This window comes from Janthinobacterium sp. TB1-E2 (assembly GCF_036885605.1).
Classification (GTDB): domain Bacteria; phylum Pseudomonadota; class Gammaproteobacteria; order Burkholderiales; family Burkholderiaceae_D; genus Janthinobacterium; species Janthinobacterium aestuarii.
The window spans coordinates 1,561,909-1,578,655 of the sequence record NZ_CP142523.1; the positions used below are offsets into that span (position 1 = coordinate 1,561,909).

The window sequence follows — 16,747 nt, forward strand, 5'->3', positions numbered from 1 at the left end:
CGTCCGCTGCGCTTCGACGGGCTCAGCTGCGCACGGGCATCAGAACGCCAGGCGGCCTTGCAGGTAAACCATGCGCGGTGCACCCACCAGTTTGCCCAGGTTGCCGTCCGAGGTGCGCGTGAAGTAGCGCTTGTTGGCGAGGTTGTTGACACCGGCAACCAGCTCCAGGCCATTCTGCCCCGGTACTTTCCATTTCACTTGCGTGTTCCAGGTACGGAAGCCGGGAATCACGCCCAGGCTGCCTGCCGCATTTTCCGCCATGGTGTTGGCTTCGTCGGCGAACTGGCGGCTCTGGTGGCTGCTCGACAGGTCGAAGCCCCAGGCGCCCAGTTGATAGTGGGCGCCGATGGTGTCCGTGGTGCGCGAATAGAAGGGCACGTCGTTGCCCGCGTTCACGCCATCCTGCAAAGTCGCCTTGGTGTAGGTGTAGGTGGCGTAGGCGTTCAAGCCGGCCAGCGGGCCGGATTTGTCGAAGTGGTAGTCGATGGCCGATTCCAGGCCCCGGTGGTGCGTGGCGCCCACGTTGTAGAAGACGACGTTCTCGCCGCTGCCGATGGATTGGATCTGGTTGTCGAACTTGATGTTGAACAAGGTCGCTTCAGCCGACAACTGGCCGCTCTTCCAGCGCGCGCCCAGCTCGGCCGTTTTCGCCAGTTCCGGCTGCAGGGGGTTCTTGCTTGACTGCGCATTGAGCTGCGTATTTTGCACGGCGCCAAACGAGCTGTTGTAGTTGCCGAACAGGGTCACGTTGTTGTTGAGCAAGTAGGCCACGTTCAGCGAGGGCAGGGCCTTGTTATTGAGCAGATCGATCTTCTGGTCAGTCGGCAAGTGGTTGAAGCGTTCCGTCTTGATGTGCTCGTAGCGCACGCCCGGCGTGATGCGCCACGCGTCGATGGCGATCTTGTCGTCGATATACACGGCTTGCGCATCGGTCGAGTTGTCGGCGAAGCGCGTCGGCTTTTGTTGCACGCCGGTGGCGATGACGACGTTGTAGATACTTTCATCGGCCCGCTCGGCCAGGTAGCGGTAGCCGACGGTGACGTCCTGCGATACCTTGCCGGTCGTGAAACGCTGCGTGTAGCGCGGCTCGATGGCCGTCGTTTCATAGTTGCGCGGCTGGCGGCCCAGGCCGGTGCGGTTCGCATTGATCAGGGTGCTTTCGCGTGAGCTCTTGTTGTAATAGGCGCGCACCTCGAATTCCTGTGTGTTTGACATGGCATTCAGGTAGCCGATGTCGAAGGCTTTGCGCTCGCCGCTCCAGAAGTCGGTCGGTCGCGTGTTCTGGAACGGGTCGGCCTTGTACTGCGCGGCGCTCAAACCGCCCGGCGTGCGCGACGTCACGTCGTAGTAGGACAGTTTGCCGTACACCTCGGCCGTCGGGCTCAGGTCGTAGCGGAATTTGAGGGCGAAGTCGTTGACCTTCTCATCGCTGCCCACGCGCCAGTCGCTGCCCCGGATACCCGAATACAGCACGGCCAGGCCCAGGCCGCTGTCGAGCTGGGTGCCGGCAAAGACGCTGGCCTGCGTGTTGTGGCCCACTTCGCTGTACGAGTTGTAGCGCACGGTGGCGTCGCCCGTGATGCCTGGCGTGGTGGGCACACGGCGCGTCTTGAAGTTGATGATGCCGCCCACGTTTTGCGGGCCGAAGCGCACGGCGCCGCCGCCGCGCACCACGTCGACCGTCTCGACATTGGCCAGGCTGACGGGCGCGAACGACAGTTGCGGCTGGCCATATGGCGCCACCGACATCGGGATGCCGTCCAGCAAGACCGTGCTGCGTGGCGAATAGCGCCCGGCCAGGCCGCGTACGCCGATATTGAGCGAGATGGCGCTGCCGGCGCTGCCCGAGTTGTCGCTGATCTGCACGCCGGGAATGCGGCGCATTACGTCGCTGAGGCTGGTCGCACCCGAGTTCTCGATGTCGTCCTTTTGCACCACGGTGCGGGCGCCCGCGAAATTTTTCGTGCTGGCGGCCATGCTGGTGCCCAGCAGGTTGCTGCTGACCTGAATCGATTCCAGGATGGGGCCGGCATTATCGGCCGTATTGGCTTGCTGTGCCTGCGCGGCGATGGGCGCGTTCAGGCAAGCGAGGGCGATGGCCAGCGCGCACGGGCGCAGCGAAAAGGGCAGTGTGAAAGGTGTGGCAGCCATGCATGGATCTCCGTAATGACAATGTTTGCGCGGCAATCGGGCGGCGCGACAACATCGTGGCGTGGACATCCGGCGCAAGGGGATAAGAATGATAATGATTCTCATTTTATCCGTCAATTGCGAATGTTGCGTAGCGGCTATATGCCTGCCTGGGTGATGGGGAAGTGTTGCTGGCGCGGTACGGTGGGTGGTTTGGATTGCCGTTTGGCACCATTGCTCGGGTGCGGCGGCATTGCGGGCGCTTCTTGTATACTCCCGCTTTTGCAGCCGTCAGACGTGAACGTACAATGAGCCAGACAACTGAAACGACACCAGGCATTTCCTCTGTGGAACGCCGCCAGGGCGACCAGCCGGCAAGTGCTGCGCGCAAATTGAATCTGCTGGTGGTCGACGACAACCAGGAAGTGGGCGAATCGCTGGCCATGCTGCTCGAAGCGCTGGGCCACCACGCCGTGGTGGTGCGCAACTGGCAGATGGCCGTCGAGCAAGTCAAGCTGTGCGTGCCCGACGCCGTCTACCTCGACATCGAAATGCCCGGCATCAGCGGCATCGAAATCGGCCGCCGCCTGCACCACAATCCCGAGACGGCCAACGCCGTCCTGATCGCCGTCACCGGCCACAGCCTGCCCATGTACATGGATGACGCGCTGGCCGTGGGCTTCCGCCACTTCCTCGTCAAACCCGTGCGCCTGGAAGACCTGGCGACGACGGTGCAGTCGGTGCTGGCGGGGTAGTTCGCTGACCTACGGCCGGCTCAGCGACCACTGCTGATTGTTCGCATTGGTCAGATTCCACTGGATGATCTGCGCGTTTTCCGCCGTGCTCAGATTTAAGACGTCCAGGGTCAGGTTGCTGTAGCGGTTGCTGATCGTCTGGTAGCCGGCAGCGGGGCTGGCGAAGCGCCATTGCTGGCCCAGTCCGCCCCAGTAGTTCCATTGCGCGATATTCGTGCCGGCCGTGGTCGAGTTGTTGTAGTCGTCCAGACCCAGCAGGCTGTTCGCATTGATCAGGCTGTAGTAGCCATCGCCGTGTCCCACCACATACCATTGCTGGTGTTTTGCCCCCGTATACGTTTGCTGCTGCACTAGCGCGCCATTCGCCGTGCCGGCGCCCGCCACAGCCAGCGCCTTGCCGCTCAGGCGCGAGCGCAGCACCGTGGGTCCATCCGAGATGCCGCCGCAGCTGGCGATGGAGAAATTGCGCGTCAGGCTGGGCCAGCCGCTGTCATACGTCATCTTTAAAATATCGAGCTTGGCCGCGCCATTGTCGTTGACGTCGTAGTAGTGGATCGAGGTGTAGTTGCAGCCATCCTGCTTGAGTACGCCGATATGGCCCGGGCCCTTGTACTTGCCGTCGAGGTTGGGCAGCACCGTGCGCGTGCCGCTGTACGGCCCTGTCACGCTGCTGGCGCGCTGCACTTCCACGTAATACGTACTGGCGGCGCCCTGGCAGCATTTGCCGCGGTTGACGAACAGATAGTAGTACTCGCCGTCGCGCGTGATGTAAGGCGCTTCGATATCCTTGCCGCCGCCACCGAGGATGGTCGTCACGTTGCCGCTCGTCTTGCCCGTGGTCTGGTTGATTTCCGTCACGCCGATGCCGCCGAAAAACGAGCCATACGACATGTAAACCTTGCCGTCATAATCGCGGAACAGGGCCGGGTCGATGGCATTGATTTCCGCGCCGCCCCCATACGATTGCACGACGATGCCCAGGTCCGTCCAGCTCGGGTTTTTCAGCGAGGCGGAACGGGCCACGCCGATGGCCGACACGGACGTGCCGAAGGTGGAGACCGAGTAATACAGATAATAGTAGCCGTTCATGTGGATCACGTCGGGCGCCCAGTATGAGCCGCTGAAATTGGGGATTTTGTTGGCGATCCAGGCAGGCGGCGTGCTGAACACGGGCGCGGGGCCGGCTGACCATTTCAGCAGGTCCGTCGAGGTGGAATACCAGATGCCGTCGCCCGTCGTGAAATTGAAATACGTGTCGCCGTCGCGCGTGAGAGTGCCGGGATCGTGCGCGTTGGGCACGCCCGTCAGGTTGATCGCTTGCGCATGGGCGCAGAACATCAGGCACAGTGCTGCCAGGATTTGCTTCATCGTTGTCTCCGTACTGTTTTTATGGGGCGGTCCAGGCCGCACCCCAGAGTAGGGCGATGGTCAAATTTGCACTAATGAATTTTTTGCAGGAAGCGATACCGGGGCCGGTATCTGAGGAGAGATAAAACGGGCGCCGGAATAGAAAAAGCCCGGTTCGGAAACCGGGCTCTTCTTTATTCTGTGGGGTGGCTGATGGGGCTCGAACCCACGACAACAGGAATCACAATCCTGGACTCTACCAACTGAGCTACAGCCACCACTGTCTTACTTACCTGTTTAGCTGTTTTGCTGAACAGGTGCCGAATTATACAAAGAACTCGGCAAAGTGGCAAATCTAAATGCAGTCTTTTTTAAAGAATCGAAAGATTGCATGAAAACGCCTGTTTTCCCTCATACGGACAGGTGTTCGACCGGTGGGTGCAAGTCCAGCAAACCGGCGAAGGCTTGCGCCAGGGCTTCGACCTTGGCCGTCGTGTAGCCCTGCAGCTGTGGCGCGTCGTTGCCGCTGCGGCGCAGGCTGGCAGCGTCGAGCAGGCGGGCCAGCTGGCGCGCCACGGCTTCCCCGGTGTCGACCAGGGTAATCTGTTCTTGCGTATGTGCGCGTACCGTACGTGCGATGGCGTCCTGCACGAAGGGGTAGTGGGTACAGCCGAGCACCAAGGTATCGACGCCTTGTGCCAACAGGGGCGCGATATAGCGGTCGAGCATGGCGCTGGTGGCGTCGAGCGGGTCGCTGCCCATTGCGGACTGTTCGATGCGTTCGACCAGGCCAACGCAGGGCTGCAAGATGAACGTGGCGCCGGTGGCGCTGCTCACCTGTTCGCGCAAGGCCAGCAGCTTGTCGCCGCGCAAGGTGCGCTCGGTGGCCAGCACGCCGATCTTGCCGTTGCGGCTGATGGCGGCCGCCGGTTTCAGGCCTGGCTCGACGCCGACGATGGGCAGGTCCGGGTAGCGCGCGCGCAGCGCCTTGATGGCGGCGATCGTGGCCGTGTTGCAGGCGACGACCAGTGCTTTCGCGCCTTGCTGCAGCAGATAGCCGGCCACTGCCAGTGAACGGCCGATCACTTGCTGTTCCGTCTTGTCGCCATACGGCGCATGGCCGGAATCGGCAAAGTAAATCAGGTCTTCCTGCGGCAGCTGCGCGCGGATATGGCGCAGCACCGACAGGCCGCCCACGCCGGAGTCAAAAATGCCGATGGGCGCGTCAGGGTGGGCATTGCTTGCAATAGAAGTCATGGGAAACCGGAGTAGATAAAAAAAACGCCGCGCTGATTGCCGCGCGGCGTTAATGGTAGAGCTTGTTTAAACAACCGTCACGGGAATCTTGCTCACGCTATTGAGTTGCTCGATCTTCGCCTGCCATTCCTTCGGCCCCGTGTTGTGTACCGAAGTGCCTTTCGCGTCCACGGCCACCGTGACCGGCATGTCGACCACGTCGAATTCGTAGATCGCTTCCATGCCCATGTCGGCAAAGCCCAGCACCTTGGCGTGCTTGATGGCTTTCGACACCAGGTAGGCGGCGCCGCCCACGGCCATCAGATAGGCCGACTGGTGCTTCTGGATCGATTCGATGGCGATGGGGCCACGCTCGGCCTTGCCGATCATGGCGATCAGGCCCGTTTTTTCCAGCATCATGTCGGTGAATTTGTCCATGCGCGTGGCGGTCGTCGGACCGGCCGGGCCGACGGCTTCGTCGCGTACCGGGTCGACCGGGCCGACGTAGTAGATCACGCGGTTCTTGAAGTCGACCGGCAATTCTTCGCCCTTGGCCAGCATGTCCTGGATGCGCTTGTGCGCGGCGTCGCGGCCCGTCAGCATCTTGCCGTTCAGCAGCAAGGTCTGGCCCGGCGTCCACGAAGCGACTTCTTCTTTCGTCAGGGTGTTCAGGTCGACGCGCTTGGACTTTTCCGTGTCCGGCGTCCAGTGCACTTCCGGCCACGACGACAGCGATGGCGGCGTCATGTAGGCAGGACCCGAGCCGTCCAGCACGAAGTGGCCGTGGCGCGTGGCGGCGCAGTTCGGGATCATGGCGACGGGCTTCGACGCGGCGTGCGTCGGGTGCATCATGATTTTCACGTCGAGCACGGTCGTCAAGCCGCCCAGGCCCTGCGCGCCGATGCCCAGCGAGTTGATCTTGTCGCACAGCTCGATACGCAGTTCTTCCAGCTTGTTCTGTGGGCCGCGTTGTTTCAGCTCAAACATGTCGATGTCTTCCATCAACACTTCTTTTGCCATCAGCATGGCTTTTTCGGCCGTGCCGCCGATGCCGATGCCCAGCATGCCTGGCGGGCACCAGCCGGCGCCCATGGTCGGCACGGTCTTCATGACCCAGTCGACCAGCGAGTCGGACGGGTTCATCATGATCATCTTCGACTTGTTTTCCGAGCCGCCGCCCTTGGCAGCCACTTTCACGTCGACGGTATTGCCTTCGACCAGTTCCATGTGCACGACGGCTGGCGTGTTGTCCTTGGTGTTCTTGCGGTCGAAATGCGGGTCGGCCACGATGGAAGCGCGCAGCTTGTTGTCGTCGAAGTTGTACGCACGGCGCACGCCTTCGTTGACGGCGTCGGTGACGGTGCCGGAGAAGCCTTCGAAGCGCACGCCCATGCCGATTTTCAGGAAGACGTTGACGATACCCGTGTCCTGGCAGATAGGACGCTTGCCTTCCGCGCACATGCGCGAGTTGGTCAGGATTTGCGCGATCGCATCTTTTGCCGCCGGGCTTTGCTCGGCCGCGTAGGCGCGCGCCAGGTGCTCGATGTAATCAGCAGGGTGGTAGTAGCTAATGTACTGCAACGCTGCGGCGATGGATTCGATCAGGTCTTCTTGCTTTATGACAGTCATGGTGTTCTCGCGGTGGATAAGAAGGGTAGGACTTTGATGCTGTTTGCTAATCAGTATAGGAGCGCCGGAACTTAGTGGGGCGCCCTGGCTTGATTCTGGGTGACCGTCATGATGCGGTCGGTGTAGGCAATCGCCATGGCGGACAAAATGAAGACCATGTGGATCACCGTTTGCGCGATGACCACATTCGGTTCCTTGGCGTACGCGGTGGCGTTGATGAAGGTCTTCAGCAGGTGGATGGACGAGATGCCGATGATGGCCATCGCCAATTTCGTCTTTAGCACGGAAGCATTTACGTGCGACAACCATTCCGGCTGGTCTGGGTGGTCATCGAGGTGCATGCGCGAAACGAAGGTTTCGTAGCCGCCGATAATGACCATGATCAGCAGGTTCGAAATCATCACCACGTCGATCAGGCCTAATACCACCAGCATGATGGTCGCTTCGTTCAGCTTCACGGGAGGCGGCACGCCAGGCACGGTCACGGCGCTGATAACGTGCTGCAAGGCCGCATCATTGCCGAACACGGCGCCGATCAGGTCGGACAATTCCACCCAGAAATGAAATACATACACGCATTGTGCGAGGATCAGGCCCAGGTACAGCGGCAACTGCAGCCAGCGCGACATGAAGATGAAGGCGGACAGCGGATGCAGCTTGGTATGCTTGGTAGTCGGTGGTAGGTGGTCGATCATGTGGGGTTTCCTGGGGGAGTAAATACCAATTTTTGGCATGCCCGACATTTTACACTTGCTGTTGATTACTGCGCATGGCCTTGCTCCTGATTATTAGGTTTGATGAAACACAAAGTGGTATTGAACCTTCGGTGCGCCATGCATTTTCCCAGCGAAAATACTGTACGGCGTCCCCTTGACTCCTATTGCTGAAGGCGCTTATGGTTAGCCTTGATAGGGGTAAACGCTGCATAAACGCGACATGTAAGGCGTCCGTAAGACATGGGGCCTATCGTGTTAGCAAACAATTACTACACTGGAGACAAGCATGAGCGCTACAGAGAACCAAGGGCAGGGCACACAGCAGCAGGGACCAGAAGAGTCACGCGTATTTGACCCGTCGGCAGCATTTGCCGCACAGGCAACGATTTCCGGCATGGACGCTTACCGCGCCATGGTGGCCGAGGCCGAACACGACTACGAAGGCTTCTGGGCCAAACTGGCGCGCGAAAACCTGAGCTGGAAAAAGCCGTTCACCCGCACCCTGAACGAAGACAACGCCCCATTCTACAAATGGTTCGAAGACGGCCAGCTGAACGTGTCGTACAACTGCCTGGACCGCAACATCGAAAATGGCCTGGGCGACAAGACGGCCATCATCTTCGAAGCGGATGACGGCACCGTCACCAAAGCAAGCTATAAAGAACTGCACGAAAAAGTCTGCAAGTTCGCCAACGGCCTGAAATCCAAGGGTATCGCCAAGGGCGACCGCGTCATCATCTATATGTCGATGTCCGTCGAAGGCGTGGCCGCCATGCAAGCGTGCGCGCGCATCGGCGCCACCCACTCCGTCGTCTTCGGCGGCTTCTCGGCCAAGTCCTTGCAGGAACGCATCATCGACGCGGGTGCCGTGGCCGTCATCACAGGCGACGAGCAATTGCGCGGCGGCAAAAAGCTGCCATTGAAATCCATCGTCGATGAAGCACTGGCGCTGGGCGGCTGCGAGTCCGTGAAAAACGTTATCGTGTATAAACGCACCGGCAGCGACCTGCCGATGGTAGCCGGCCGCGACACGTGGCTGCACGAGCTGGTCGAAGGCCAGAGCGCGCAATGCGAACCGGAATGGGTCGATGCCGAGCATCCACTGTTTATTCTCTACACCTCCGGTTCGACGGGCACGCCGAAGGGCGTGCAGCACTCGAGCGGCGGCTACCTGCTGTGGGCCGCGCTGACGATGAAGTGGAGCTTCGACATCAAGCCGGACGACGTGTTCTGGTGCACGGCTGACATCGGCTGGGTGACGGGCCACAGCTACATCGCGTATGGCCCGATGGCCGTGGGCGCCACGCAAGTGGTGTTCGAAGGCATCCCGACCTACCCGAACGCGGGCCGTTTCTGGGAAACCATCAAGAAGCACAACGTCAGCATTTTCTACACAGCCCCCACGGCCATCCGTTCGCTGATCAAGGCGGCCGACGTGGATCCGAAAGTCCATCCAAGCAACTACGACCTGACGAGCTTGCGCCTGCTGGGCACGGTCGGCGAGCCAATCAATCCGGAAGCGTGGATGTGGTACTACAAAAACATCGGCGGCGAGAAATGCCCGATCGTCGATACATTCTGGCAAACGGAAACGGGCGGCCACATGATCACCCCGCTGCCTGGCGCGACGCCGATGGTGCCCGGTTCCTGCACCCTGCCATTGCCGGGCATTATGGCCGCCATCGTCGACGAAGCTGGCCAGGATGTGCCGAACGGCCAGGGCGGCATTCTGGTGGTGAAACGCCCATGGCCATCAATGATCCGCACGATCTGGAACAATCCCGAGCGTTTCAAGTCCAGCTATTTCCCGGAAGAGCTGGGCGGCAAGATGTACCTGGCAGGCGACGGCGCCATCCGCAACAAGGACACGGGCTACTTCACGATCACGGGCCGCATCGATGACGTCCTGAACGTGTCGGGCCACCGCATGGGCACGATGGAAATCGAATCGGCCCTGGTCGCCAACCCGCTGGTGGCCGAGGCCGCCGTGGTGGGCCGTCCGGACGACACGACAGGCGAATCGATCTGCGCCTTCGTGGTGCTCAAGCAAGCGCGCCCGACCGGCGAGGAAGCCAAGAAGCTGGCCCTGGAGCTGCGCAACTGGGTCGGCAAGGAAATTGGCCCGATCGCGAAACCGAAGGAAATCCGTTTCGGCGACAACCTGCCCAAAACCCGCTCCGGCAAAATCATGCGCCGCCTGCTGCGCGTGCTGGCCAAGGGCGAGACGATTACGCAGGATGTGTCGACCCTGGAGAATCCGGCGATTCTGGATCAGCTGAAGGAAGCGTCCTGATGTTGCTTGGATAGCCAAAATCCAAACCAACATCCGGGGTCGGACCCTGAGGGTCCGACCCCAGCCTTTACTAGGTTACTGTAGAAGCGCAACTTTTACCCCACGGTAAATAACTTTGGCAGTCCGTAGATTCTTTGCTATAATCTGCGGCTTCGCGACAAGCGAGAAATAGTACGCAATGTAAGTAAGACACATTGCCTGCAGGAGAGGTGGATGAGTGGTTGAAGTCGCACGCCTGGAAAGCGTGTATAGGTTCATAGCCTATCGGGGGTTCGAATCCCCCTCTCTCCGCCAAAGATACAAATTGGCCAGTTCAAGGAAGTCCAAGAACGTCCACAAAAAACCGTTTTAGCCCGTGCTAAAGCGGTTTTTTTGTATTCTGGCGTCCAGCACTGTCCAGCTGCAGCCAGCAAAAATCGGAGCTAGATACAGATCAGCTTACCCCAAGTCTGGCAACCAAGCCCTCATTCACCGGTCTAAAGTGATTTCTGACGCATATGCTGAGGAGACCAGCCATGGCCAAGATTATCCCTCCCCTGACCGAGTTCCAGGTTAAAAATGCCAAGCCCAGGCAAAAGTCATACAAGCTGTTCGATGGCGGCGGCCTGTACGTTGAAGTGATGCCCAGCGGTTCGCGGATCTGGCGCATGAAATTCCGTCAATCGAACGGCAAGGAGAATACGCTGACCTTCGGGCCTTATCCGGAAATTTCGATCATGGTGGCGCGTGAAAAGCGCACGGAAGCGCGCCGCTTGCAGTTGCAGGGAATCGACCCCGGCAAGTACCGCGACGACGCCAGGCGGCTCGCCGCCGAAAAAGCATCCAATTCCTTCGAGAAAATCGCCCGCGAGTGGTACGCGAATAAGGTGCCAACATGGAGCGAGCGCACTGCCAAGAACATGCTGCAGCGCCTGGAAGCCGATATTTTTCCAAGCATCGGCGACAGGCCGATCACGGAAATCCGGCACCGCGAACTGATTGCCACGCTGCGCAAGATCGAGGCGCGCGGCGCCACCGAGATCGCACATCGCCTGAAGGCCGTCTGCTCGCAGATATTCAGCTACGCCATCCAGTGCGGTCTGGCTGACCGCAACCTGGTGGTGGACATGAAGGACGTCCTGAAGACCAAGCGCGTTTCGCACTTCGCCGCCATCGATGCCGATGAATTGCCCGCCTTCCTGGACACGCTGGCGCGCAACGAGGCGCGCATGTTCGAGCCGACGCGCATCGCGCTGCGCCTGATGCTGCTGGTCTTCGTGCGCACCAGCGAACTGATAGAGACGCCATGGAGCGAAGTCGATCTGGAGAAGGGAGAGTGGATCATTCCCTGGCAGCGCATGAAGCGTGGCAAGCTGACCGTCAATCCCGACATGACCAATCACCACGTCTGCCTTTCGCGCCAAGCGCTGGCCTTGTTGCACCAGCTGCACACCATCACGGGCCGCAGCACGTATCTGTTTCCAAACCAGCGCGACCACGACAAGCCGCTGAGCAACAACACGTTGCTGGTGGCGCTGGCCCGCATGGGCTACAAGGGCCGCATGACGGGCCACGGCTTCCGGGCGCTGGCCATGAGCACCATCAAGGAGCGCCTGGGCTACCGCCATGAAGTGGTGGACCGCCAACTGGCGCACGCGCCCAAGGACAAGGTGGCCAGCGCCTACGACCGCGCCCAGTTCCTGTCGGAGCGCCGCAAGATGATGCAGGAGTGGGCCGACTATCTGGAAGCCGTGGAACGCGGTGATACGCCGCAGCCAGGCCATCATGGATCGCTGGAACTGGTGTGGCCAGCGCCGCATCGTTAAGGAGACAGTCATGCCAAGACGAATTGAACCTCTGACAGAGCAGCAGCTGTTACAGGCAGAGCCTGGGGACAAACCATTCAGGTTATTCGACGGCTACGGCCTGTATGTTGAAGTCATGCCGACTGGCTCGAAGGTCTGGCGCATGAAATTTCGCCAGAAGGACGGCAAGGAAAATGCCCTGACATTCGGCCACTACCCGGAAGTATCGCCAACGCTTGCTCGATGCCGCCGCGCAGTCGCCCGCCAGATGCTGCATGATGGGCTGGACCCGCGTACAGAGTTCGACGCGGCCCACATGCGTCCACCGAAGCCCGTCAGGCGGCATTGCCTGCTTCCAGTTGCCATGGACGATAGAAAGGTGGAGCGCTGCGTAAGCCAGGTTGGAAGGCAAGCGCTGGAGCGGTTGCACGGCCTTGTATTCCCGGCGCTGAGCCGCGTCGTGGCCGACGAAGGCGTGCGAAGCGACATGCAGATCATGCTGGAGGAAATCCAGAAGGAGCGCGGCACAGAGGTGATTGATTTGCTGTACGACTACTGTGCCGACATCATCTTTGGCTGCCTTGGATTGGGCATTGATGAAGATGATTTGATCGAGGCCATGAGGGATGCCAGGGTGGCGCAGCGGCGGAGGTGAGTCTATCTATGCCGCAGGTATCCCGGTACTTTCCCGGCTTCATTCGGTTCTGGTCCCTTTGTTAGCGAATGGCTTGGCGCTTGATGAAGTGTCGATTATTGAGGATGCTGTGTTTGCAGGCCTGCTGGCCTCGATACACGCTTGCATCCAACATAGCACCTCGCTCCTGAGCCATGCAGAGGAGCGTCCTTGAAGCTTGACAGGGGGAGGGAAGGTGCCTTCCTTGATGCCCGCATAAACGCTGCTGCGCGACTTGCCGCAGGTCGCCAGCACTTCGCCCAGGCGGATGAAGCGCTCTTCGCCCATGCGAGGTTCAACGCGGCGCTCTTTCAGGTATTCGGCTGTCGCTGCTTTCATGGCGTCCCCCTTCGTGAACCAAAAATGCCAGCGGCAGCACCGGGGCGAATGGCATATGTGGCAGGCCTTGCCCTGCCACCGATTCGTCCTTCGTCGAGACCCGCTCGCAATCATTATTCCGAAAACATGGGTCCAGTATCGAATGCCGTAATCGCTGGTGCAACAAGAATCGGCCTGCCATGCCACTTGGATCAAGCCTGCCGCGCACTTTGTGTGAGATCAAGGCTGGACACAGGAGCGGGTTCGTGGAAGCTTTAGCAGCTAAAAATTGGGCAATCGACAGCGAATTCCTCATGCCATAGATGCATTGGCGCGGCCCCGATTTCATTGATCCTGTTGGTGTATCGCCGCCACAAGTGCATACGACTGCTGGCATCTCACGCCGTCAATACCTGCCAGCAATCGTTTTGACCGCCTCCAGGGGGAGCTCTTTCTGTCCACGCGGAAAGGCGCAGCCATCAGAGGAGAAGCGCGCTATTGCCGTGTAGTACTCGTACAGCAGACTATGAAAATTTGTTGCTGACATTGATCAAGGGCAGCACAGATGTATGTCAAATGTTCCCACTTGGACGCTGCCTATTGCCGCTGATCAACCGTGCTACTTTCGGCATACATTCCTGCTAAATCTGCTCTCGTACCTGCAAAAAAATGGTTCGACCGAGGTATTACCCGGTGATTAAAGGGTTTCAGTCGCTGCACAGGGCGGAACTACCGTGCTAGTTTCGGCATACATTCCTGCTAAATTTGCTTTCGTACCTGTAAAAAAATGGTTTGGTCGAAGTTGTGTCCGACGATTTTTGTGGTTTAGTCGCTGTGCGAAGCGGGGCAGGATAGGTGAAGTTAGCTAACCTGCGGTTAGCTAACTTCACATCCCTTATTCGCGCCTGCGGCACTCAACGGTATCCTGCTCTGCGAGGCCCGGCGGCCGAGGGCGCGAACAGCATGCGGCCCTGGTAACTTGCCAGGGCAAGCTGGTCGGAGGCCAGACGGGGCACAAGGTAACGATGCTGAAACGCGTCGCGCAGCCGACAAAGAGCGGCTTCCAACCGTCGCCGCAGCAATGCGAGCGATGCCACGGTATTTTCGGAGGTGATTGAGGCGGGTGGTGTGTTGAGCACGTGCGTTCACGAGCTGGTGCATAAGTATGACCTGCGGCGATCCTAGTGTATGAAGGATAGCAGTCTTTCGGAAAGCCGTAGAGGACTTGTTGAGCCGGGGAACTCTCGGTTACAGTGGCGGGAATCTATTAAAACCAGAGGGGAAAAGGTGATCGAATACGTTCATATCGATGGCCATCGTGCCAAACTCGCAAATCAGAAGTTTCCCCGCTATTTCAGTGTCGACTCTATTGCTGTCTTGATTGGCGCAAACGGCTCGGGTAAGACACGATTGCTGATCAACGTCGCTGAGGCACTTACTGCAGGCACCCAGATTGGTGGCCAGGGCCATTGGCGAGGCTGGGATCAGCATGGCCAACCGACAGGGGACGACACAAGGAATCCGCCACCCGGTCAAGGGGTGGTCTATTACACGCCGCTACCCTATCGGCGCGCGATCTCGCCACACCGGCACTTTTTTGACGCGTCCGGGTTTGGCGGTCACTTGTCTCGCTCCCGCTCATATCGGCAGTATCGATTCGTTACTGAGAGGCTTGAAGTCGAAGCACGTCTTATGGCGCGGATGTCGTACCGAAATGACGTGTTTCAACGGCTGATCGTTCCGAGGATGCTTGAGCCCGACTGTCAGCTGATTGATCCAGTGATGGACGCTCGCCGTCTGGAGCTGGTAAAAGGTCAAACGTTGTCGTTGGGCGATATCAGCTACACGGCTGATCTTGGCTCTTTTGCCAATTCCATCGAATCGTGGATTCTCCACCTTCTGGAAAACTCAGAGCACGAGCCTGTGGTGCTACTGGCTACCCTTGAGCATTCGGCGAAGACCTTGAAACAGCGACCTCACGCGATCCGCGCTTTCCTGGAATTTATCGGGATAGCAACTTTCAATCCAATCCGGGACCAGGATAGCTCCCAGGCATTTCAGAAGCTTGAAGGTTTCAGAAAACTCGTTTCGACGACAGCGAGTTTTTATAGAGCTTCCCTTTCGAAAGGCCTCAATCCGATCGCCAGCAGAGAACAGATTGGATACGAAATGGAGCTGGACTACGAGGGGGCGCCGCGCCGGCTTGGCTCAAGTGTCGGAGCGTTTGAAATAGGATGGGAAAACCTGAGCTCCGGATTATTGTCGCTTGTAGAGCAATTCACGAGGCTGGAACTGGGACTCGAGCGACTGCGGAAGCGCGGCTTGACATCCGTACTAGTGTTGATCGACGAAGGGGACGCATATCTTCACATGGATTGGCAGCGACAGTATGTACTCCATTTGAATGCATTCCTGGAGCGTATCAAACGTGATCTCCGCTACGATTCTCTTCAGGTCTTGCTAGCAACGCACTCACCCATTATTTCAGGTGACTTTCCGTCTCCGATGGTGCAGCTCCTGGGGCAGGATCGCCATCATGAGTTCAAGACCTTTGGCAGCTCTCTTGATGCGCTTGTACTCGACACCTTTGGTACGGCTTCTATTGGCGAGTTTGCCGCGCGCAAAATCAAGGAGCTACGTAAGAATTTTGTCGAAGGGAAGCTCGAGCCGAGCGACTATGCATTAATTGACGAAATTGGGGACGAAGGGCTGCGCAGAGCCATCCTGTCATCGATGGAGGGCGAATGATCATCGATATCCATGACGTATGGCACGCGGCCTCTGTTAAGCATGAGCAATACGTTCGTGCAAAGATGGAGGCCGCCTGGAAAAAACTTTACCGGGTTGGCCCGCCTACGCCTCTTCTCGCTCAGGTGTACGCATTCATCCGCAAACATGAAATCGAGATCGTATGCGCTTCGACACGAAGCTATATCGCAAGTGCCCGCGATTACGATTCCCAGTTTCCGCCCGGATCAGTGGAGCGAACGACGGCGGAACTCATCTTGAACAAAGTCTTCAATTACGACATGTTCAGGGATGCCAGGATAGGCTGGAGAGCTTACGAATTATGTGCGAGCAGCCCGTATAGGGTTTGTCCTTATTGCCATCTCGTCCCTACCGATACGAAAAAAAAGGACGCCGATAACAAGGGCTATCGGCCACAACTGGATCACTTCATTACAAAAGCGGACTATCCGTTTCTTGCGCTGTCGCTCGGCAACCTAGTGCCAAGCTGCGGAGATTGCAACGGCCCGGCCATGAAGCACGAAGTGCGCGTTCTGACGAACGCGCACTTGTTTCCTTTGGCTGATACAGCTGTGCTGACGTTCAAACTGCGGCCTAGGGAGGGGAAGCCATGGTCACCGTTGCTAAAGGCGCTTCGGTTACCTCTTGATGAGTATGAAATTCTCATCGATACCCCTTCAGGTAACGTAGCCGCTCAAAACTCGCTTCAGACATTCCAGCTGACCGATCGCTATCAAAATTATTTGCATGAAGCGTATCGCGTCGCGAAGATGGACAAGAACCCCGCCTGGCTGCGAACGATCGCAACGAAGCTGGGGTTTCATCTATCGTTGGAAGATCAACTAGGTTTCCCCATCGAGGACAAGGGAATGAGGTTTAAAAATATTCCCCAAGGAAAAATGCGGTTGGATGTGTATGTCGACAGCCGCAAGTGGTGATGCCGCACGGGGACGCCTGATCATGAAACGCCAACGTCAAAAAAAGGGGGGGGGCTATGGGGATATTCTTGGTGGCCCTGGGCGGAATCGAACCATCGGCACAAGGATTTTTAACCCTAGGCTCGACGCAATGAAACTGGTTGCTGAATTCGATTGGTAGTGGCCAACTAGCTAAAAGCC

At 58.6% G+C, this 16,747-nt stretch carries 12 protein-coding genes and 2 tRNA genes; 7 read left to right on the forward strand and 7 right to left on the reverse strand.

Features of this window, described 5'->3' with window-relative positions; translation table 11 throughout:
• Positions 1-39: 39 nt before the first annotated feature.
• Complete coding sequence (locus tag OPV09_RS07000; protein ID WP_338680950.1) at positions 40-2,151, reverse strand: TonB-dependent siderophore receptor; 2,112 nt, start codon at positions 2,149-2,151, stop codon at positions 40-42.
• Between the two features lie 287 nt (positions 2,152-2,438).
• Between OPV09_RS07000 and OPV09_RS07005 the strand changes: the two genes are divergently transcribed.
• Positions 2,439-2,885: a response regulator gene (locus OPV09_RS07005; protein WP_081368151.1), complete on the forward strand. Its 447-nt coding sequence runs from the start codon at positions 2,439-2,441 to the stop codon at positions 2,883-2,885.
• Positions 2,886-2,894: 9 nt separating this feature from the next.
• On the opposite strand, the gene OPV09_RS07010 is transcribed toward OPV09_RS07005, so the two are convergent.
• The 5 genes from OPV09_RS07010 to OPV09_RS07030 all read right to left on the reverse strand — a co-directional run bounded on the left by OPV09_RS07010 (position 2,895) and on the right by OPV09_RS07030 (position 7,792).
• Positions 2,895-4,253: a family 43 glycosylhydrolase gene (locus OPV09_RS07010; protein ID WP_034760103.1), complete on the reverse strand. Its 1,359-nt coding sequence runs from the start codon at positions 4,251-4,253 to the stop codon at positions 2,895-2,897.
• Between the two features lie 181 nt (positions 4,254-4,434).
• A tRNA-His gene (locus OPV09_RS07015) sits at positions 4,435-4,510 on the reverse strand.
• A 133-nt stretch (positions 4,511-4,643) separates the two neighbouring features.
• Complete coding sequence (gene murI, locus OPV09_RS07020; RefSeq protein ID WP_338680951.1) at positions 4,644-5,489, reverse strand: glutamate racemase; 846 nt, start codon at positions 5,487-5,489, stop codon at positions 4,644-4,646.
• A 66-nt stretch (positions 5,490-5,555) separates the two neighbouring features.
• Entirely contained in the window at positions 5,556-7,097 is a 1,542-nt protein-coding gene (locus tag OPV09_RS07025; RefSeq protein WP_338680952.1) for a fumarate hydratase, read from the reverse strand.
• 71 nt (positions 7,098-7,168) lie between these two features.
• Entirely contained in the window at positions 7,169-7,792 is a 624-nt protein-coding gene (locus tag OPV09_RS07030) for a YqhA family protein (protein WP_046685387.1), read from the reverse strand.
• 307 nt (positions 7,793-8,099) lie between these two features.
• On the opposite strand from OPV09_RS07030, the gene acs reads away from it, so the two are divergent.
• The 4 genes from acs (at position 8,100) to OPV09_RS07050 (ending at position 12,545) form a co-directional block, all read left to right on the forward strand.
• Positions 8,100-10,106 carry an acetate--CoA ligase gene (acs, locus tag OPV09_RS07035; RefSeq protein WP_338680953.1) on the forward strand — a complete coding sequence of 669 codons (2,007 nt, stop codon included), beginning with the start codon at positions 8,100-8,102 and terminating at the stop codon, positions 10,104-10,106.
• Between the two features lie 203 nt (positions 10,107-10,309).
• Positions 10,310-10,400: transfer RNA gene (locus OPV09_RS07040), tRNA-Ser, on the forward strand.
• Between the two features lie 221 nt (positions 10,401-10,621).
• A complete protein-coding gene (locus tag OPV09_RS07045) occupies positions 10,622-11,911 on the forward strand; it encodes a tyrosine-type recombinase/integrase (protein ID WP_338680954.1) in 1,290 nt (429 codons plus the stop codon).
• Between the two features lie 10 nt (positions 11,912-11,921).
• On the forward strand, positions 11,922-12,545 hold the full coding sequence (locus OPV09_RS07050; protein ID WP_338680955.1) for an Arm DNA-binding domain-containing protein: 624 nt from the start codon (positions 11,922-11,924) through the stop codon (positions 12,543-12,545).
• A 39-nt stretch (positions 12,546-12,584) separates the two neighbouring features.
• Here the strand turns inward: OPV09_RS07050 and OPV09_RS07055 are convergent, their stop codons facing one another.
• Positions 12,585-12,902, reverse strand: coding sequence for an AlpA family transcriptional regulator (locus tag OPV09_RS07055; RefSeq protein WP_338680956.1), 318 nt, complete (start codon positions 12,900-12,902; stop codon positions 12,585-12,587).
• Positions 12,903-14,168: 1,266 nt separating this feature from the next.
• Between OPV09_RS07055 and OPV09_RS07060 the strand changes: the two genes are divergently transcribed.
• Positions 14,169-15,629 (forward strand): hypothetical protein, encoded by a 1,461-nt coding sequence (locus OPV09_RS07060; protein WP_338680957.1) that lies wholly within the window; start codon positions 14,169-14,171, stop codon positions 15,627-15,629.
• Complete coding sequence (locus OPV09_RS07065; protein ID WP_338680958.1) at positions 15,626-16,567, forward strand: hypothetical protein; 942 nt, start codon at positions 15,626-15,628, stop codon at positions 16,565-16,567. The genes OPV09_RS07060 and OPV09_RS07065 overlap by 4 nt, the downstream gene beginning before the upstream one ends.
• Positions 16,568-16,747 lie beyond the last annotated feature (180 nt).